We start from the raw sequence: 17,663 nt of genomic DNA on the forward strand, positions 1-17,663 counted from the left end.
GGCCGCGACGGCGCGGGCGGGGGTGTCGGCCAGGACCTCGGGACCACCGGCGACGCCTCGGGCCTCGGCCAACCGGGCCCGGCTGGCCTCGCCTTCGCCCACGGCGTTCTTGGCCAGGTTGACCAGATCCTCTTGAGATTGGGAATCGGACTGGTCGATCATCGCGCCCAGGGTCTCGACCGTCTGGATGACGGCGATCCGGGCAAGCGCGTCGGCCGCCTGGTTCACCGGAGTGGACGGCGTCAGGGGCGACAAAGGGGCGACCGGGAAGATCGTCACGCCAGGGCTCCAGCCGGCGACGAGAGGACCGCCAGGGCCTCCAACCTAGCGGAGAGCCGTGAAGCGTATCTTAAAGGCTTGCTTAACGCCTTCGGGACCTCGGCCGCCTAGACGGCCCATCCGCGCGCCCTCAGGAAGTCCAGCAGGGCCGAAGCCGCGGCTTCCGAAGGGTCGGGCATGCCGCGCCCCATCCGGTCCAGGGCGGCGCTCTGGGCGGCGATCTGGGACTTGCGCAGCGAAGGGTCGTCCAGCCGCCTGGCGACCTCGGCGGCCAGGGCCTGGCCCGTGCAGGCCTCCTGCAGCAGCTCGGGCGCGACCGTGTCGTCGGCGGCGATGTTGAACAGCGTCACCCAGTGCGGCTTGAACATCGATTTCAGCAAGGCGTAGGTGATCTTGCCGGTGACGTAGCCGACCACCATCGGACAGCCGGCCAGGGCCAGTTCGGTGGTCACCGTGCCGCTGCAGGCCAGGGCGACCGTGCCGGCGACCATGGCGTCGTCCTTGAGGTCGTCGCCCTCGATGACATGGGCCCGGAACGGCCAGGCCGCGACCCGGGCCTTGACGCTTTCGGCGACGGTCGAGGCGGCCGGCACGACGACGTGCAGGTTCGGCCGCTCGGCCTTCAGCCGGCGCACGGCGTCCTCGAACGGCGGCATGACCCGCTGGATCTCGGACGGACGGCTGCCGGGCAGCACCAGCAGGATCGGCTCGCCAGGCGCCGCGCCGATCGCGGCGCGCAGCTTGGCCGGATCGGCGTGGCTGAAATCGTGGGCCAGGGCAGAGTTGCCGACGAAGACGCTGGGCAGATCGACGGCGTCGAAGAACGGCTTGTCCATCGGCTGGATCGACAGCAGCAGGTCCACCGCCCCGGCCAGGTCCTTGGCGCGGCTGGCGCGATAGGCCCAGACCTGGGGAGCGACATATTTGACCAGGGGCAGGTCGGGATCCTGCTTCCGCAGCGCCTTGGCCAGGCGGATGTTGAAGCCCCAACTGTCGATCAGCACCGCCACGTCGGGCTTTTCGCGGGCCGCCAGGGCCAGGGTGTCCTTCAGGCGCGCCATGGCCCTGGGATAGGCCTTCAGGCTCTCCACGATGCCCAGGATCGACAGCTGGGCGATGTCGAACGGGCTCTCGACGCCCTCGGCCGCCATCTTGGCCCCGCCGACGCCGACGAAGCGCACCTTGTCGGCGCCGAGCCGGTCGCGCAGCACGCGGGCCAGCTTGGCGCCCAGGGCGTCGCCCGAGGCCTCGGCCGCCACCAGCATCACGGTCAGCGGTCCGGACTTCGGGAGGCTCTCGGGGCTCATGCGTCGGCCCGTGGTTCGACCCCGTACACGAACAGGCCCAGGTCGTCGGCGCAGGCGATGACCTGCTCGCGATCGACGATCAGCAGGCGTCCGGCCTCGCCGACCACGCCGGCCAGGCCGGCGCGGGCCGCGCGCTGGACGGTGGCGACGCCGATGGTGGGCAGGTCGACCTTGGTCTCCTGGATCGGCTTGGGCGCCTTGGCCAGCACGCCGCGCGGAGCCTCGGCGTTGCCGCGGATGGCCTGAGGCAGGTCGGCCACCCGGCGGAGCATGGCGTCGGTGCCCTCCTGGGCCTCGACGGCCAGCACCAGGCCGTCGCAGACCACGGCGCCCTGCCCCACGTCCAGCGCCCCGATGGCCCGGGCTACGTCGAGGGCGCGGTCCATGTCGGCGACGTGGCTGTCCTTGGGAACATGCTTGCCCAGCGCCCCGCGCGGCAGCGTCATCTCGCCCCGCACCTCGTGGGCGCCCTCGATCGCGAAGCCTTCCTTCTCGAACTCGGCCAGCAGGCGGCGCAGCAGGGCGTCGTCGCCCTTGCGGGCGGCGTTGACCAGGCCCGGGATCACGGTCAGGCCGCGCAGGTCGGGCTTGATGGCCGCGAAGTCGGGCCGATCAACCACGCCCGCGAAACACACCACCTCGCAGCCCTCGGCCCGCAGCGCCTTGAACACCTTGCCGAACTCGCCCAGCCCGACCTCGATGCCCGGATAACGGGCCAGGACCGGTTGGGCGAACGACCGCAGGCGCATCACCGCGAACGGCCGGCCGGCCGCCTCGCAGTGCTGGGCCAGCTCCACCGGCAGGGACCCGCCTCCAGCGATCAGACCAAGCTTGCGCATGGTCGCCCTCCTAGACTTCGCGCTCGGGAAGGCACAGGGGCCTGTTGGCCTCGGAGCGGATGAACTCGACGATCTCCATCACCTCGGGCGTGTCGGCATGGGCTTCGGCCACGTCGTCCAGGCGCTCCTGGAAGGTGCCTTCGTCGGCGAACAGCAGGCGGTAGGCGGCGCGCAGGGCGTTGATCGCCTCGCGGCTGAAGCCGCGGCGCTTGAGGCCCACCAGGTTCAGCCCCTCGAGGTGGGCGTGGTTGCCCCACACCGAGCCGTAGGGGATGACGTCCTTGGTCACCACGCCGCCGCCGCCGACGAACGAATAGCGGCCGATGCGGGTGAACTGGTGGACGGCGCACAGTCCGCCCATGAACACGAAGTCGCCGATCACCACGTGGCCGCCCAACGTGGCGTTGTTGGCGAAGGTCACGCGATCGCCGACGATGCAGTCGTGGGCGACGTGGGCGCCGACCATGTAGAGGCTGTCGGAGCCGACCTTGGTCACTCCGCCGCCGCCCACCGTGCCGGTGTGCATGGTCACGTGCTCGCGGATGATGTTGCGCTCGCCGATCACCAGCCGGGTGTCCTCGCCCTTGTGGGCCAGGTGCTGCGGCGCGCCGCCCAGCACCGCGAACGGATAGACGGTCGAACCCGCCCCGATCTGCGTCGCGCCCTCGATCACCACGTGCGAGACCAGCCGCACGCCGTCGCCCAGCTGGACCTTGGGGCCCACGGTGCAGAAGGCGCCGATCTCGACGTCCTGGCCCAGCTGCGCGCCGGGCGAAACGATGGCGGTCGGATGGATCTGGGTCATGCCTTGGGCGTCTCCACAACCATGGCCGCGAACTCGGCCTCGGCCGCGACCTTGTCGCCGACCTTGGCCACGCCCTTGAACTTGAAGATGCTGGAACGCGCGCGGACCACCTCGACTTCCATGCGGATCACGTCGCCGGGGCGCACGGGATTGCGGAAGCGGGCGTTGTCGACCGACATGAAGAAGATGGTCTTGCCGTCGGTGTCGACCTCGAGCGACTTGCTCATCAGCACCGCGCCGGTCTGGGCCAGGGCCTCGATGATCAGCACGCCGGGCATCACCGGGTTGCCCGGGAAATGGCCCTGGAAGAACGGCTCGTTGATCGTCACGCACTTGATGCCGACGATCGACTGGTGGGCGCGATAGGCCTCGGCCCGGTCGACCAGCAGGAATGGGTAGCGATGCGGGATCCGGTTCAGGATCTCGGCGATGTCGATATTGGCCAGAGGCTCTTCAGTCTTGGATTGGCTCATTCTGGCCCCTTGATTCCCCGGCCGCCCGCCTTGCGCGACAGCCATGCGGTTTCTCGGAGCCACCGCTTCAGCGGTCGCGCCGGAAACCCAGTCCATGTTTCGCCGGCCGGCACGTCCTTGAAGACCGACGCCGAGGCTCCGATCTGGGCGCCCGCGCCGACCGTCAGGTGATCGGCCACGCCGGCCTTGCCGCCGAACGCGACTCCGTCGCCCACCACGGTGCTGCCGGAAATGCCCGTGAAGGCGGCGGCGACGCAGTTACGACCGAGCCGGACGTTGTGGGCGACATGGACGAGATTGTCGATCTTGGTGTTCTCGCCGATCGTCGTATCGCCGAAAGCGCCCCGATCCACGCAGCTGTTGGCGCCGATGGTCACCCCGTCCTGCAGGATGACCCGCCCCAATTGCGGCAGGTCGACGACGCCCTTGGGACCGCCGGCCGCGCCGAATCCCGCCTCGCCGATCACCGCTCCGGCGTGGATCGACACCCGATCGCCGACCAGCGCGAAGCCGATCACGGCGTTGGCGCCGATCCGGCAGTCGCGGCCGACCGCCACGCCCGGTCCGATCACCACGCCAGGCGCCAGATAGGTCCCGCKACCGATCCTGGCCCCCTGCCCGATCACGACGCCCGGAGACAGCCTGACGCCCTCCTCCAGTTCGCAATCGGGATGGATGGACTGCACCGAACCGTCGTGACGGCGCGGCGCGTGCAGCCTTTCGGCAGCGGCGGCCCATGAGGCCTGCGGATGACTGGTCAGCAGCAGCCTGCAGCCAGCCGGAGCCTGCGCCGCGTGCTCGGGCCGCAGGAAGCAGGCCGCGCCCTTCAGGCCGGCCAGGTCGCCCAGGCGCTTGGGATCGGACAGAAAGGTGACGGCGCCCGCGTCGGCGCTCTCGAGCGGAGCGACGTGCGAGATCAGGTGGTGGCCGTCGGCCGGATCGGCCAGCCGAGCACCGCTCAGGCTGGCCAGTTCCGTGAGGGTCGCCGGACCCATGTCTTCGAAAAAGCGCGGGTCCGGCATTGGTCCTCTCGGGGGAGCGGCCCGGGCGTTAGGCCCGAGCCGACTCAACTACGGCTTCTTAGGGGTCGGTTGGAGAGCTTGAGCCCCCGGAGCCGCTTGGTCCAGACGTTCGCGGTCGAAGGTCAGGGTCTTGATGCGGGCGTCCACGGCCGCCACGACGCCGTCGGTGATGTCCATGGCCGGATTGCCCAGCAGGACCGATTCCCGCTCGATCAGGATCGCGCAGGTCTTGGCTTGATAGGCCTGACGGATGGCCGGGTCGAGTTCCTGATAGACGCGAGCCAGTTGCTTCTGCTCGGTGGCCTCGACTTCGCGCTGGCGCAGCTGGCCCTTACGCTGCCAGGCGTTGGCGCGCACTTGCAGGGCGGCGGCCTGTTGCTCCAGGGCGCTCTGGTCCAGCGTGGCCTTCTTGGCTTCTAGCGCCTTGGCGTCGTTGTCCAGGCTGGTGCGCTCGGCGGTCAGCTCGGCGTTGACCTGCGCGATGATGGCCTTCAGGCGAGCGTCGACAGCCTTGCCGACCAGCGAGGTCGCCACGGCGCGTTGGCTGGAGAAGATGCAGACGCCGGCGATCGGCGCGCCATGGGTGACCGCCGGAGCGGCGGCGGGCGGCGCGGCCTGGGCGAAAGCGCCCGACGCCGTGGCGAGAGCGGCCAGACCCGAGACGGTCGCGGCGAGGAACTTGGAGGTCATGTTGGTTAGAACCTTGTGGAGGTGGAGAACCGGAAGGTTTCGGTTCTGTCGTAGTCTTCTCTAGCGAGAATATGGCTGAAATCGAACCGGATTGGACCCATGGGGGACTTCCAGTCGATGCTGAGACCGGCCGAAGCACGCAAGGCCAGGTTGTCCTTGATGTTCGGGTTGATGGTGCCGTCCGAGTTCAGACGATCGATGTCGTCCAATTGGCCGGCCGTACCGAAGTCGGAGAAGACCGCGGCCTTGATGCCGTACTGCTCGGGCAGGAAGGTCGGAACCGTCAATTCGAACGTGCCGATCGCATAGAGCTTGGCGCCCAGGGCGCTGCTCTGCGTCGTCGTGTCGCGCGGGCCGATACCGGCGATCTCGAAGCCGCGGAACGTCGAACCGCCCTTGTAGAAGCGGTCGTTGATGCGGATGTTGTCGCCGCCCCAGCCTTCGATATAGCCCGCCGAACCGGTGGCGCTGAAGATGAAGTCCTTGTTGAAGCCCCAGTACCAACCACCGTCGGTCTCGGTCTTCAGGTACTTCACGTCGCCGCCGAAGCCGGCCAGATCCTGGCTCAGGTCGGCGAACCAGCCGCGTGTCGGCTGGATCGGGTCGTTGCGCTTGTCGATCCGCATGCCGTAGCCGAACAGCGAGGTGATGTAGGAGCCGCGCTGCAGGCAGAGGATGTCCGACACCGAACCGCTGGCGCAGAGGCTGTCCTCGACGCTGACCTTGTCCTGACGGAGCTGGTAGCGCAGGCTCATCGAGGCGTTCGAGGTCAGCGGGAAGCCGAGGCGCAGCGTGCCGCCGGTCGACTGGGTGTCGTAGGCGGCGTAGTCGCTGAGGTCGTAGCGGTAGGAATACAGGTCCAGGCCGGCGCGCAGGTCGCGGCCCAGGAAGCGCGGCTCGGTGAAGCCGAAGTCGATCTGCTGACGCAGCGAACCGACCGAGACGCGGGCCCTCAGGTTCTGGCCGCGGCCGCGGAAGTTGCGTTCCGTGATGCCGACGTCCAGCACCAGCTTGTCGACCGAGCTGTAGCCGGCGCTGAACGACAGTTCGCCCGTCGGCTGCTCTTCGGTCTTGACCCGCAGGGTCGTGCGGTCGGGCCGGTCGCTCGGCACCTCCTCGATGTCGACGTCCTTGAAGAAGCCCAGCGCGCGGACGTTGTTCTTCGAACGGTCGACCAGGACGCGGTTGTAGGCGTCGCCTTCGGCCACTTCCAGCTCGCGGCGCACGACGTAGTCGAGCGTACGGGTGTTGCCGACGATGTCGATCCGGTCGACGTAGACGCGCGGGCCTTCACGCACCGAGAACACCACGTCCACGGTGTTGGTCTCGTGGTTGGGCACATAGCGCGGACGCACGTCCACGAAGGCGAAGCCGGCGGCGCCCGCCGCGAAGGTCAGGGCGTCGGTGGCCTGCTCGATCTTCTCGTCTTCGTACAGCTGGCCAGTGCGGACCGGCAGGATCTGGGCCAGCAGGTCGCCATTCAGCTTCTTCAGCTCGGTCTCGACGGTGATCTTGCCGAACTTGTACTTGGGGCCTTCCTCGATCGTGTAGGTGACCGCGAAGCCGTTCTTGTCGGTGGCCAGTTCGGCGACCGAGGCCACGACGCGGAAGTCGAAATAGCCGCGGTTGCGATAGAACTTGCGCAGTTGCTCGCGGTCGTACTCGATCCGGTCCGGGTCGTAGTTGTCGTTGCTGGTCAGGAACTTGTACCAGTGCGACTCCTTGGTGACGATGACGTCCTTCAGGTCGTTGTCCGAGAACTCGCTGTTGCCCAGGAAGTTGACGCCGAGCACGCCGCTCTTGGGACCTTCGTTGATCTCGAACACCAGGTCGACGCGCTTTTGCGGCAGTTCGACCACCTTGGGCGTCACCGTGGCCGAGATGCGGCCCGAACGGCGATAGAGCTCGATGATGCGCTGGACGTCGGCCTGGACCTTGGCGCGGGTGAAGATGCCGCGCGGACGGATCTGCACCTCGTCCTTCAGCTTGTCTTCCTTGAGCGCCGAGTTCCCCTCGAAGACCACCTGGTTGATGATCGGGTTCTCGACGACCTTGACGATCAGGTCGCCGCCCTGGAGCTCGATCTTCACGTCGGCGAACAGGTCGGTGCGGGCCAGGGTCTTCAGCGCCAGGTCGAGGCGCTGGGGATCGACCGTCTCGCCCGGCTGGATCGGCAGGTAGGACAGCACGGTCCCCTGCTCGATCCGCTCATTGCCCTGCACCACGATGCGCTGGACCACGCCCGTCGTCTGGGCCTGAGCGAAGGCGATCTGTGGCGCGGTCAGCGCCGTGGAACCGAGAAGGAGCGCAACGCCGGTGGCGAACGCGGCGCTATGGGCGCGAATTTTGTTCATGGGACCAATCATGGACGGAAGGCGACCGCTCAAGAGAACAGACCGCCGAAGAATTTGAACACGCTCAAGCGCTGCAGATCATTCCAGGTCGCGAACAACATGAAACCCATCAACAGTGCAAGGCCAACCCGATAACCGGCAGCTTGCAGCCGCGCCCCCAGAGGTCGCCGCGCGACCGCTTCGTAGGCGTAGAACAGCAGATGCCCCCCGTCCAGAACGGGGATCGGCAGCAGATTCATGAAGCCGATGCTGACCGACAGGAACGCGGCGAGTTGGAGAAGATTGACCCCCGCGCCGAGCAGCATGGTGGGCAGATTCGTGCCGGCCGCCGCGCCCATCTGGGCCATCTGCCCCGAAGTCTTGGCGATGCCAATGGGGCCGCCGATTTGGTCGGCCGAAACCTCGCCGCGGATCATGCGGCCCAGATAGTAGACGGTCGTGTCGAGCACGCCCCAGGTGCGGGCGACGCCGAAGCCGAGCGCCTGGATCGGATTGTAGCGCACCCGTTCGATGTATTGGCGGGGCATCATCCGGCTCAGGCCCAGCATCAGGCGGCGTTCGGTCTTGCCGTTGGCCATGGGCGCGTCGCCCAGGGCCGGGGTCGCCACCAGCTGGATCGTCTGTCCGCCGCGATAGACGTCGAAGGCGATCGGAACCGCGCCGCGTCGCTTCACGAAGGCCGTCAGGTCCTCGAAGCTGTTGATCGCCGTCCCGTCCGCGCGCTGCACGACGTCGCCGCGCCTGAAGCCCGCCCGCTCGGCGGCGCCGCCCGGCTGCACCTCGTCGACGACCGCCGGAACGCCGAAGCCCAGGACGCCGCCCTTCTGGCTGCCGCCCAGGCCGTCGGGGATCTCGGCGAGCGCCGGCGTCGCCGTCAGGGCCAGAGTCTGGTCGCCGCGCTTGACCTCGAAATCGATCGGCACCGCGCTGCGAAGCATCGCGTACTGATCCAGGTCGGTGAAGTCCTTCAGCTTGCGGCCGTCGACCGACAGGATGACGTCGCCCTGCCGGAAGCCCGCCTCGGCGACCGGGCTGCCGGCGTTCACGCCGGTGACGATCGGCCGGCGGATGACGTCGCCGAAAACGCCCACCAGGGCCGCGAACAGCACGATGGCCAGGATGAAGTTGGCGACAGGGCCCGCCGCGACGATGATCGCGCGCTGCCACAGCGGTTTGAAGTGGAAGTAGCGGGCGACCGCTTCCCGGCCCTCGCGGCGCTCGATCTCGGCGCGCAAGGCCTGCAGGTCGTCCTGGTCAGGCACGCTGGCCACGTTCTCGTCGCCCGAGAAGCGCACGTAGCCGCCCAGGGGCAGCCAGCCGAGCTGCCATTGCACGCCCGCCTTGTCGCGCCATTTGGCGATCGGCTTGCCGAACCCGATCGAGAATCGGTCGATGGCCACGCCGCAGGCCTTGGCCGCCCAGAAGTGTCCCAGTTCGTGAATCGTCACGACCAGCAGGATCACCAACGGGAAGGCGATAAGGTAGGTCGCGGCGGACTGGATGAAGCCGAGCATGTCGGATTTCTTCTCGTCTTCAGTTTGGACGGCGAACTTGACCGACAACCTCGGCCGCAATGCGGCGAGCCGAAGCGTCCGTCATCATCGCGCTCTCGAGAGCGTTGTCGTCGCTCTGAGCCAAATTTCCTAGGCCGTTCATGCGCTCAAGAGTCCCCGCCACCGCGCCGGCAATATCCAGAAAGCCGATCTGGCGGTCAAGGAAGGCCGCGACGGCCACCTCGTTGGCGGCGTTCATCGCCGCCGGCGCGCCGCCGCCCAGGCGCAGGGCCTCGCGGGCGATGGCGATCGACGGGAAGCGGTCCAGGTCCGGTTCTTCGAACGTCAGCTGGCCGTAGGCGGCCAGATTCAAGGGCTTGGCGGGCCAGGACAGGCGCTGGGGCCAGGAGAAGGCGCAGGAGATCGGGCTGCGCATGTCCGGCGGGCCCAGTTGGGCCAGGGTCGAGCCGTCGGCGTATTCGACGAGACTGTGGATCACGGACTGCGGGTGGATCACGACGTCGATGCGCTCTTGCGGGGTCTCGAACAGGTACGAGGCCTCGATCATCTCGAGGCCCTTGTTCATCATCGTCGCGGAATCGACCGAAATCTTGGCGCCCATCGACCAGTTGGGATGGGCCACCGCCTGCTCCGGCGTGGCTAGGGCCATGGCCGCCTTGTCCCAGGTGCGGAAGGGTCCGCCCGAGGCCGTCAGGATCAGGCGCGATACTTGGTCGATACAATCGCGCTGCAGCACCTGGAAGATCGCCGAATGCTCGGAATCGACGGGAATCACCGAGCCGCCGGCCTGGCGGGCGATGGCCAGCAGGGCCGGTCCGGCGCAGACTAGGCTTTCCTTGTTGGCCAGGGCGATGACCGCGCCCGTGCGGGCGGCGGCCAGGGTCGGGGCCAGGCCCGCCGCGCCGACGATGGCCGACATCACCCAGTCCGCGCCCATGGCGGCGGCGTCGGAGACGGCGGCGGCGCCCGCGGCGGCCCGCACGCCGGAACCGGCCAGGCGTTCGCGCAGTTCGGGCAGGCACGTCTCGTCGTCGATGACCGCGACCTGCGGCCGCCAGCGCAGCGCCTGCTCGGCCAGTTTCTCGACGTTGCGGCCGGCTGTCAGGGCCAGGATCTCGACGGCGACCTCGGCCTGTTCGAACAGGTCCAGCGTCGAAACGCCGATGGACCCCGTCGACCCCAGCACCACCACCTTGCGGGCCCTACCCTCGCTTGTGGGGGTCAAGGCAGCCATCCCCACTGGTCGAGCAGTCGCGCGCCGGCGACCACGATCGCGGCGAACATCAGGCCGTCGACGCGGTCGAGCATGCCGCCATGGCCGGGGATTAGGTCGCCCGAATCCTTCACGCCGAACCGGCGCTTGAGCATCGATTCCCAGAGGTCGCCGGCCATGGTGGCCAAGCCGCCCAGCAGGCCGATCGCGGCGGCGACGGGCCAGGGCAGATGCAGGTCGGGCAAGGCCGGAAGCGCCTGGGACAGGGCCACGATGCCGACCGCGCCCAGCGAGGCGGCGACCAGACCGCCGAAGAAGCCCGACCAGGTCTTGTTGGGCGAATAGCGCGGCCACAGCTTGGGGCCCTTCAGCAGGCTGCCGACCGCGAAGGCGAAGATGTCGGCGAACCAGGTCACCGTGAACAGCAGCAGGGTCCAGCTGAGGCCGGCGTCCATGCGGCGCAGCCAGATCATCGCGATGACGGCCGGGGCGATGTAGATCACGCCATAGGCGGCGTCGGCCCGGCGCTCGACGGCGCCGCGCGCCATCAGGGCCGCGGCCAGGGCGCCGGCGATCACCACGGGCCAGGTGATGTAGTAGTGGCCGAGAAAGGCGACGATCACCGAGATCGCCACGGCCGCGCCGATGGCCACCGCCACGCCCAGCGCGGCGCGGCGGGCGCTCATCTCCGCCCACTCCCGGGCCAGGAGCGCCACGCCGACCAGGATCAGGCCCAGGAACCAGACGTTCCCGAACCACACGGCGGCCACGACCGTAGGCACCAGCACCGTGGCCGAAGCGACACGGATCCGCAGGTTGCTCCAGTTAAAACGTTTAGCCGGCGACGGCGACGTCATCGACGGCGATACCTCCATAGCGACGGTCGCGGCTGCGATACTCCGTCAACGCGGCGGCCAGGTGTTCGGGCCCATAGTCCGGCCACAGAACGTCCTGATACACGAGTTCGGCGTAGGCGCATTCCCAAAGCAGGAAATTCGAGATCCGCTGCTCGCCGCTGGTGCGCACGATGAGGTCCGGGGCCGGCGCGCCGGCGGTGGACAGGTATTGTTCGAACACGGCCTCGTTCATGTCGGCGGCCCGGGCCTCGCCGCGCTCCACGGCCTCTGCGAAGGCGCGGGCGGCGTCGGCGATGTCGGCGCGGCCGCCGTAGTTGAACGCCACCTGCAGCAGGAAGTCGCTGTTGTGGCTGGTCCGGCTCTCGGCCCGATCGATCACGGCCAGCACGTCGGCGGCCAGGCCGGTCCGACGGCCGATGATCCGAACCTTCACGCCTTCGCGGGCCAGGCGCTCGAGGTCGGATTCCAGATAGGCCTTCAGCAGGCCCATCAGTTCCGACACCTCCTGCGGCGGCCGGCTCCAGTTCTCGGTGGAGAAACCGAACACCGTCATCACGCCCACGCCCAGGTCGGCGGCGCCTTCGACGGTCCGCTTCAGGGCGTTGACGCCGGCCCGATGGCCCAGGACGCGCGGCAGATTGCGCCGCTTCGCCCATCGGCCATTGCCGTCCATGATGATGGCCACATGCAGAGATTGCCCCGACTTCGCGCCCCCGGGGCGCGTCGAGACATTCTGCAGGCCGGTCGTCGGCGCCATGCGCTTCAGCCTTCCCTCATCGCCCCCCACAACGCAGGTCGATGCTAAACCTGCATGATCTCTTGTTCTTTGGTTTTCAAGGCCTCGTCGATGCGTTTGATGGCCTCGTCGGTCATCTTCTGGACCTCGGTCTCCATCTTCTTCAGCTCGTCTTCGCTGATGACGGAAGCCTTCTCGGCCTTCTTGAGGTCGTCGTTGGCGTCACGACGGATGTTGCGGACCGCGACCTTCTGGGCCTCGGCATATTTGCCGGCGATCTTCGACAGATCCTTCCGGCGCTCTTCCGTCAGAGGCGGGATCGGGATGCGCAGGTTGTTGCCCTCGACAACCGGGTTCAGGCCCAGATCGGAATTGCGCACGGCCTTCTCGACCGCCGCGACAACCCCCTTGTCCCAGATGTTGACGTTGATCTGGCGCGGCTCGGGCACGCTGATCGAGGCCACGGTGTTGAGCGCCACCATCGAGCCGTAGGCGTTGACCATGATCTGGTCCAACAGGCTGGACGAGGCGCGACCGGTGCGCAGACCGGCGAAGTCCTCTTTCAGGGACAGGACGGATTTGTCCATGCGGTCCTTGTAACCGGATAGGACGGGTTTTTCGGCGGTGGCCATGGCTTGGGCTCTCTTCGCTGGAAGTTTAAGCGGCGCGGTCGCCGGAAACGACGGTGTGCGTTCCCTGCCCCTTCAAGACGTTCAGCAGGTTGCCGCGCCCCTTGATGGAGAAGACCACGATCGGAATGTTGTTGTCGCGCATCAGCGCCACGGCCGAGGCGTCCATGACCCGCAGGTCCTTGGCCAGGACGTCCATGTAGCTGAGCGTGTCGTAGCGCTTGGCGGCCGGGTCCTTCTTGGGATCGGCGCTGTAGATGCCGTCGACGCTGGTGCCCTTGAACAGGGCGTCGCACTGCATCTCGGCGGCGCGAAGGGCCGCGGCGGTGTCGGTGGTGAAGAACGGGTTGCCGGTGCCGGCGGCGAAGATCACCACCCGGCCCTTTTCAAGGTGACGCTGGGCGCGGCGGCGGATGTAGGGCTCGCAGACCGTGGCCATCGGGATGGCCGACTGCACGCGGGTGGAGACGCCGATGCGCTCCAGGGCGTCCTGCATGGCCAGGGCGTTCATCACCGTGGCCAGCATGCCCATGTAGTCGGCGCTGGAGCGCTCCATGCCCTTGGCCGCGCCGGCCATGCCGCGGAAGATGTTGCCGCCGCCGATCACCAGGCACAGCTCGACGCCGGACTGGACGATCTCGCGGATGTCCTCGGCCACCGATTCGACGGTCTTGGTGTCGATGCCGTAGGGCGTGTCGCCCATCAACACCTCGCCCGAAACCTTCAGAAGCACGCGGCGGTAGGGTCTGTGCTGAGGTTCGGACATGCGGAGGCTCTTCCTGAGTCGTCGGGACGCAACATAGTGCGCGTTCCGAAAAAGTGGGATCGGTTTTCCGGGCTGAAACCGGCCAGATCGCGTGCAGATGCGCGACCCGGGCGCAAAAAAGGCGCGGCGCGCGCTCGATGCGCGCCGCGCCTTTTCATAGGCGGTCCAGTCCGCCGCCCCTGAAGGCGGCGGAAGAGACTTAGGCTTGGCCGGCCATGGCGGCGACTTCGGCGGCGAAATCGCCTTCCGGAGCCTTCTCCACGCCTTCACCCAGGGCCAGGCGAACGAAGCCCTTCACGGTGAGCGGCGAGCCCAGTTCCTTGCCGGTCTCGGCGACCAGCTGCTCGACGGTCTGGTCCGGGTTCATGACGAAGGCCTGCTTCAGCAGCACGACTTCTTCCAGGAACTTGCGGATGCGGCCTTCGACCATCTTCTCGACGACGGCCGGGGGCTTGCCCGACTCGAGCGCCTGCGCGGTGAAGATCTGGCGCTCCTTCTCGATGGCGGCCTGGTCCAGGTCGTCCGGCGACAGCGACAGCGGGGCGGTCGCGGCCACGTGCATGGCGATCTTGCGGCCCAGCTCCAGGATCTTGGCCTGGTCGCCGGCGCCTTCGATGGCCACCAGCACGCCGATGCGGCCCAGGTCCGGAGCGGTCGCGTTGTGGATGTAGGACGACACCGCGCCCTGGGCGACGGTGAACTTGGCCGCGCGGCGCAGGACCATGTTCTCGCCGATCGTGGCGATCAGGTTGGTCAGGGTGTCGGACACGACGTCGCCGTCGGCGGTCTTGGCCGCGTTGATGGCGTCCACGCCGTCGTTGTCCAGGCCGACGGCCGCGATCTTGCGGACGGCGTTCTGGAACAGCTCGTTGCGGCCCAGGAAGTCGGTCTCGGCGTTCACTTCGACGGCGGCGGCGGTCATGCCGGCGCCGTCATTGCGGACGGCGATGCCGACGAGGCCTTCAGCGGCGACGCGGTCGGCCTTCTTGGCGGCCTTGGACAGACCCTTCTCGCGCAGCCAGTCGATGGACGCTTCGATGTCGCCGTTGTTTTCGACGAGGGCCTTCTTGCAGTCCATCATGCCGACGCCGGACTTTTCGCGCAGCTCTTTCACCAGCGCAGCGGTCACTTCAGCCATGAGTTCCTCCATTGAATATCGGAGCGTCTCCCACCGCGACCGGGTCGCCTTCGGGAAACGCGTGAAACAAAATTACGACCGGGCTTGATAGCCCGGTCGCATGTCAGGTTCACGAAGACCGGATCGGGACCGAAATCCCGATCCGGCGATCGGAAAATCAGCTCGCGGCCGGCTCTTCGGCGACGGCTTCGATCGCTTCGGCGGTCGCTTCTTGAGCGGCTTCCGGAGCGGCTTCGACGGCCGGGGCCGCTTCAGGAGCTGCGGCGGCTTCAAACGCCGCTTCCTGTGCAGCGACTTCCTCGGCGGCGACCGGGGCGGCGGCGGCTTCAGCCACCGGCTCCGGGGTCAGTTCGCGAGCCAGGGTCGGTTCGATCGGAGCGATCGAGGCGCCCAGGTCGACGCCCGAGTTGGCTTGGCCGGCGGCCAGGCCGTCCAGGACGGCGTCGGCGATCAGGTCGCAGTACAGCTGCAGAGCGCGGGCGGCGTCATCGTTACCCGGGATCGGGTAGGTGATGCCGTCCGGATCGCAGTTGGTGTCGAGGATGGCGACGACCGGGATGTTCAGCTTGCGGGCTTCCAGGATCGCGATCGCTTCCTTGTTGGTGTCGATCACGAACATGATGTCGGGGATGCCGCCCATGTCCTTGATGCCGCCCAGCGACAGCTCCAGCTTGTCGCGCTCGCGGGTCAGCTGCAGCAGTTCCTTCTTGGAACGGCCGGCGCCTTCGCCGCCCATGATGCCTTCGAGTTCGCGCAGGCGAGCGATCGAGCCCGAGACGGTGCGCCAGTTGGTCAGGGTGCCGCCGAGCCAGCGGTGGTTGACGTAGTACTGGGCGCAGCGCTTGGCCGCGGTGGCGACCGGGTCCGAAGCCTGACGCTTGGTGCCGACGAACAGCACGCGGCCGCCGGCGGCGGCGACTTCACGCACCTTCACCAGGGCTTGGTGCAGGAGCGGGATCGACTGCGACAGGTCGATGATGTGGATGTTCGAACGCGAACCAAAGATGTAGCGGTCCATCTTCGGGTTCCAGCGGTGCGTCTGGTGGCCGAAGTGGGCGCCAGCTTCCAAGAGCTGACGCATGGAGAATTCGGGAAGCGCCATGATAGGTCTCCTTCTTCCGGTTGAACCTCCGTGGACACCCCCGCTCCGACGATTCGGACCGGGACCGGAACGGTAACGACGGGATGTCTCCCCGGCGTCGCCGCACGTCCACGTGTGGAATGGCCGCGCAAATAGGCGTGAACGGACCAGAAAGCAAGCCCCAACGGCGCGGTATGGTGCGGGATCATGCCCTTGACCGGTCAAGCTGGCAGCGCTCCAGTGCTCGGCGACGCTTGGATGTTTGCGCCAACTAGGGAATGACTGTGAAGGCTGTTTTCGACACCAAGCCAAACTCTGGCTACGATGACGAACTTCCCCATCGCTATCATTTTCCCGCGCGCAGCAATTACATGGCCGCCGCGCTCGCAGCACAGGGCGATTGGGTCATCTTGCGCGAACCTCAGCGAAATAGAGGCCGCAGAGCCTATGTGGCGGTTGCACGCGTATTGGACGTCAGGCCTGATCCGATGCGCCCAGACCACGCCTACGCGATGCTTGGCGACTATCTCCCCTTCGACGTCCCCGTGCCCTTCGTTGGGCAGTTTGGCTATTGGGAAGGCCCCCTGCGAGCGATCGAGGACGCAAATCGAGTTGGCGCGGGCGTCCAGGGTCGCGCCATGAGGCCACTGGATGACGCGGATTTCGCGGCAATCGTCCTAGCGGGCTTGAGCGAGACCCTGGAGCCATCAAACGCACGTCGCTTAGGACCGCCCGGCGGCTTTCAAGAGCTCAGCGAAACGTTCGTGTTCGATGCTCCGCCAGCGGAGCAAGCCCGACGCGTCGAGGCGATCCTGATCAATCGCAAAATCCGAGATGCGAACTTTCGAAGGCAAGTCTGCGAGGCCTATGATGATCGTTGCGCGGTGACACGCCTGCAGATCATCAACGGTGGTGGTCGGTCCGAAGTCCAGGCCGCCCACATCTGGCCCGTCGGCGACGGCGGCCCCGACACCATACAGAACGGCATCGCCCTATCCGGCACGATCCATTGGCTATTCGATCGCCATTTGATCTCCCTGACCGACGACTACCGATTGTTGGTTTCTCACAACAAAGTGCCAAGCGAACTGCGCGGGCTATTCGTCAATCAGATGGACCGCATCCATTTACCTGCGGACCGGAGCCTCTGGCCGCACTCCGCTTATGTCGCGCGACACAGGCAGGCCTTCGCCGACGTGTGAGCGAAAAGGTCACCGGCCGCGTTTTATCCACAGACCGACACACCCTGCCCACAGGCGTGACACATGCCTGACAGGTTCGGACGCTAGGAGAAGGCCATGCTCGCGGTCTTCGATCTCGACGGCACTCTGCTGGATGGCGATTCCACGGCGCTGTGGCTGTGGGGCCGGGTTCGCCGCTCCGTTCCCCGACTTCTGGCCACGCTGCTGGTCGCCCCGGTCGCCATTCCGATGGTGATCGCGCCCCGCACCCGCCGGGCCGGGGCCTCGATCCTGCTTTGGATCGCCACGGCCGGGTTGTGCGAGCGCAAGCTGCGCGAATCCTGCGCGGACTTCGCCGGCCAGCTCCAGGCCAGGACCCTGCCCTTGCGCTGGCGCGGGCCGGGCATGGAAACGCTCGACGAGCATCTGGCCCACGGCGACGAGGTGGTGGTGGTCACCGCGGCCCCGACCGTGCTGGCCCAGGCCCTGATCACCCCGCTGGGCCGGCCCATCGTCGTGCTGGGCACCTCGCTCAAGCGCCGGGCCGGCGGCTGGGTGGCCGACGTCCATTGCCGCAACCAACGCAAGTGCCAGGCCCTGGCCGAGGCGGGCCACGGCAAGCGCTGGGCCTATGCCTACACCGACAGCCTCGACGACCTGCCGCTGCTGCGCGGGGCCGACGCGCCGATGATCGTCGGCTGCGGCAAGGCCGCCCATCGCCGCCTCAGCCGCGCTCGCCTGCCCAATTGCCGCGCCATGGCCTGGTAGGGGCGACTTGA

The 17,663-nt window shown here is 67.6% G+C and carries 18 protein-coding genes; 2 read left to right on the forward strand and 16 right to left on the reverse strand.

The genetic code is table 11. From position 1 onward, the window contains the following. From AC1DMQ_RS12515 to rpsB, 16 genes are all read right to left on the reverse strand, one after another. A partial coding sequence (locus AC1DMQ_RS12515; RefSeq protein ID WP_477033890.1) for a hypothetical protein occupies positions 1–279 on the reverse strand: 279 nt, incomplete at its 3' end. Between the two features lie 107 nt (positions 280–386). Continuing rightward, positions 387–1,586, reverse strand: coding sequence for a lipid-A-disaccharide synthase (lpxB, locus tag AC1DMQ_RS12520; protein WP_477033891.1), 1,200 nt, complete (start codon positions 1,584–1,586; stop codon positions 387–389). Continuing rightward, positions 1,583–2,425, reverse strand: coding sequence for a UDP-2,3-diacylglucosamine diphosphatase (gene lpxI / locus AC1DMQ_RS12525; RefSeq protein ID WP_477033892.1), 843 nt, complete (start codon positions 2,423–2,425; stop codon positions 1,583–1,585). The genes lpxB and lpxI overlap by 4 nt, the downstream gene beginning before the upstream one ends. A 10-nt stretch (positions 2,426–2,435) precedes the next feature. After that, a complete protein-coding gene (gene lpxA, locus AC1DMQ_RS12530) occupies positions 2,436–3,230 on the reverse strand; it encodes an acyl-ACP--UDP-N-acetylglucosamine O-acyltransferase (RefSeq protein WP_477033893.1) in 795 nt (264 codons plus the stop codon). Next, complete coding sequence (gene fabZ / locus AC1DMQ_RS12535) at positions 3,227–3,703, reverse strand: 3-hydroxyacyl-ACP dehydratase FabZ (RefSeq protein ID WP_477033894.1); 477 nt, start codon at positions 3,701–3,703, stop codon at positions 3,227–3,229. The genes lpxA and fabZ overlap by 4 nt, the downstream gene beginning before the upstream one ends. Beyond that, on the reverse strand, positions 3,700–4,725 hold the full coding sequence (gene lpxD / locus AC1DMQ_RS12540) for a UDP-3-O-(3-hydroxymyristoyl)glucosamine N-acyltransferase (protein WP_477033895.1): 1,026 nt from the start codon (positions 4,723–4,725) through the stop codon (positions 3,700–3,702). Before lpxD ends, fabZ begins: the two co-directional genes overlap by 4 nt. Positions 4,726–4,773: 48 nt before the next feature. Beyond that, a complete protein-coding gene (locus AC1DMQ_RS12545; RefSeq protein WP_477033896.1) occupies positions 4,774–5,415 on the reverse strand; it encodes an OmpH family outer membrane protein in 642 nt (213 codons plus the stop codon). A 5-nt stretch (positions 5,416–5,420) separates the two neighbouring features. After that, positions 5,421–7,781 carry an outer membrane protein assembly factor BamA gene (gene bamA / locus AC1DMQ_RS12550; protein ID WP_477033897.1) on the reverse strand — a complete coding sequence of 787 codons (2,361 nt, stop codon included), beginning with the start codon at positions 7,779–7,781 and terminating at the stop codon, positions 5,421–5,423. 17 nt (positions 7,782–7,798) lie between these two features. Continuing rightward, a complete protein-coding gene (gene rseP, locus AC1DMQ_RS12555; RefSeq protein WP_477033898.1) occupies positions 7,799–9,283 on the reverse strand; it encodes an RIP metalloprotease RseP in 1,485 nt (494 codons plus the stop codon). Positions 9,284–9,302: 19 nt separating this feature from the next. Next, complete coding sequence (locus AC1DMQ_RS12560; RefSeq protein WP_477033899.1) at positions 9,303–10,508, reverse strand: 1-deoxy-D-xylulose-5-phosphate reductoisomerase; 1,206 nt, start codon at positions 10,506–10,508, stop codon at positions 9,303–9,305. Next, a complete protein-coding gene (locus AC1DMQ_RS12565; RefSeq protein WP_477033900.1) occupies positions 10,505–11,353 on the reverse strand; it encodes a phosphatidate cytidylyltransferase in 849 nt (282 codons plus the stop codon). Before AC1DMQ_RS12565 ends, AC1DMQ_RS12560 begins: the two co-directional genes overlap by 4 nt. Then, entirely contained in the window at positions 11,331–12,110 is a 780-nt protein-coding gene (gene uppS, locus AC1DMQ_RS12570; protein WP_477033901.1) for a polyprenyl diphosphate synthase, read from the reverse strand. The genes AC1DMQ_RS12565 and uppS overlap by 23 nt, the downstream gene beginning before the upstream one ends. Positions 12,111–12,154: 44 nt before the next feature. Continuing rightward, positions 12,155–12,721: a ribosome recycling factor gene (gene frr / locus AC1DMQ_RS12575; protein WP_477033902.1), complete on the reverse strand. Its 567-nt coding sequence runs from the start codon at positions 12,719–12,721 to the stop codon at positions 12,155–12,157. Between the two features lie 25 nt (positions 12,722–12,746). Then, positions 12,747–13,484: a UMP kinase gene (gene pyrH, locus AC1DMQ_RS12580; protein WP_477033903.1), complete on the reverse strand. Its 738-nt coding sequence runs from the start codon at positions 13,482–13,484 to the stop codon at positions 12,747–12,749. Between the two features lie 199 nt (positions 13,485–13,683). Then, complete coding sequence (tsf, locus tag AC1DMQ_RS12585) at positions 13,684–14,622, reverse strand: translation elongation factor Ts (RefSeq protein WP_477033904.1); 939 nt, start codon at positions 14,620–14,622, stop codon at positions 13,684–13,686. A 157-nt stretch (positions 14,623–14,779) separates the two neighbouring features. After that, positions 14,780–15,724: a 30S ribosomal protein S2 gene (gene rpsB, locus AC1DMQ_RS12590; RefSeq protein ID WP_477033905.1), complete on the reverse strand. Its 945-nt coding sequence runs from the start codon at positions 15,722–15,724 to the stop codon at positions 14,780–14,782. A 263-nt stretch (positions 15,725–15,987) separates the two neighbouring features. On the opposite strand from rpsB, the gene AC1DMQ_RS12595 reads away from it, so the two are divergent. Together AC1DMQ_RS12595 and AC1DMQ_RS12600 are read left to right on the forward strand one after the other, a co-directional pair. Further along, positions 15,988–16,905 (forward strand): HNH endonuclease, encoded by a 918-nt coding sequence (locus tag AC1DMQ_RS12595; protein ID WP_477033906.1) that lies wholly within the window; start codon positions 15,988–15,990, stop codon positions 16,903–16,905. A gap of 96 nt (positions 16,906–17,001) precedes the next feature. Continuing rightward, positions 17,002–17,652, forward strand: a complete 651-nt coding sequence (locus tag AC1DMQ_RS12600) for a haloacid dehalogenase-like hydrolase (RefSeq protein ID WP_477033907.1) — start codon at positions 17,002–17,004, stop codon at positions 17,650–17,652. Positions 17,653–17,663 lie beyond the last annotated feature (11 nt).

It is taken from the genome of Caulobacter sp. 05L422, from assembly GCF_056397765.1.

What these genes read in the sequence shown, in the direction of transcription:
- lpxB (WP_477033891.1), bottom strand. Translation starts at nt 1,586, where the DNA reads ATGAGCCCCGAGAGCCTCCCGAAGTCCGGACCGCTGACCGTGATGCTG.
- lpxI (WP_477033892.1), bottom strand. Translation starts at nt 2,425, where the DNA reads ATGCGCAAGCTTGGTCTGATCGCTGGAGGCGGGTCCCTGCCGGTGGAG.
- lpxA (WP_477033893.1), bottom strand. Translation starts at nt 3,230, where the DNA reads ATGACCCAGATCCATCCGACCGCCATCGTTTCGCCCGGCGCGCAGCTG.
- fabZ (WP_477033894.1), bottom strand. Translation starts at nt 3,703, where the DNA reads ATGAGCCAATCCAAGACTGAAGAGCCTCTGGCCAATATCGACATCGCC.
- AC1DMQ_RS12545 (WP_477033896.1), bottom strand. Translation starts at nt 5,415, where the DNA reads ATGACCTCCAAGTTCCTCGCCGCGACCGTCTCGGGTCTGGCCGCTCTC.
- bamA (WP_477033897.1), bottom strand. Translation starts at nt 7,781, where the DNA reads ATGATTGGTCCCATGAACAAAATTCGCGCCCATAGCGCCGCGTTCGCC.
- rseP (WP_477033898.1), bottom strand. Translation starts at nt 9,283, where the DNA reads ATGCTCGGCTTCATCCAGTCCGCCGCGACCTACCTTATCGCCTTCCCG.
- AC1DMQ_RS12565 (WP_477033900.1), bottom strand. Translation starts at nt 11,353, where the DNA reads ATGACGTCGCCGTCGCCGGCTAAACGTTTTAACTGGAGCAACCTGCGG.
- uppS (WP_477033901.1), bottom strand. Translation starts at nt 12,110, where the DNA reads ATGGCGCCGACGACCGGCCTGCAGAATGTCTCGACGCGCCCCGGGGGC.
- frr (WP_477033902.1), bottom strand. Translation starts at nt 12,721, where the DNA reads ATGGCCACCGCCGAAAAACCCGTCCTATCCGGTTACAAGGACCGCATG.
- pyrH (WP_477033903.1), bottom strand. Translation starts at nt 13,484, where the DNA reads ATGTCCGAACCTCAGCACAGACCCTACCGCCGCGTGCTTCTGAAGGTT.
- tsf (WP_477033904.1), bottom strand. Translation starts at nt 14,622, where the DNA reads ATGGCTGAAGTGACCGCTGCGCTGGTGAAAGAGCTGCGCGAAAAGTCC.
- rpsB (WP_477033905.1), bottom strand. Translation starts at nt 15,724, where the DNA reads ATGGCGCTTCCCGAATTCTCCATGCGTCAGCTCTTGGAAGCTGGCGCC.
- AC1DMQ_RS12600 (WP_477033907.1), top strand. Translation starts at nt 17,002, where the DNA reads ATGCTCGCGGTCTTCGATCTCGACGGCACTCTGCTGGATGGCGATTCC.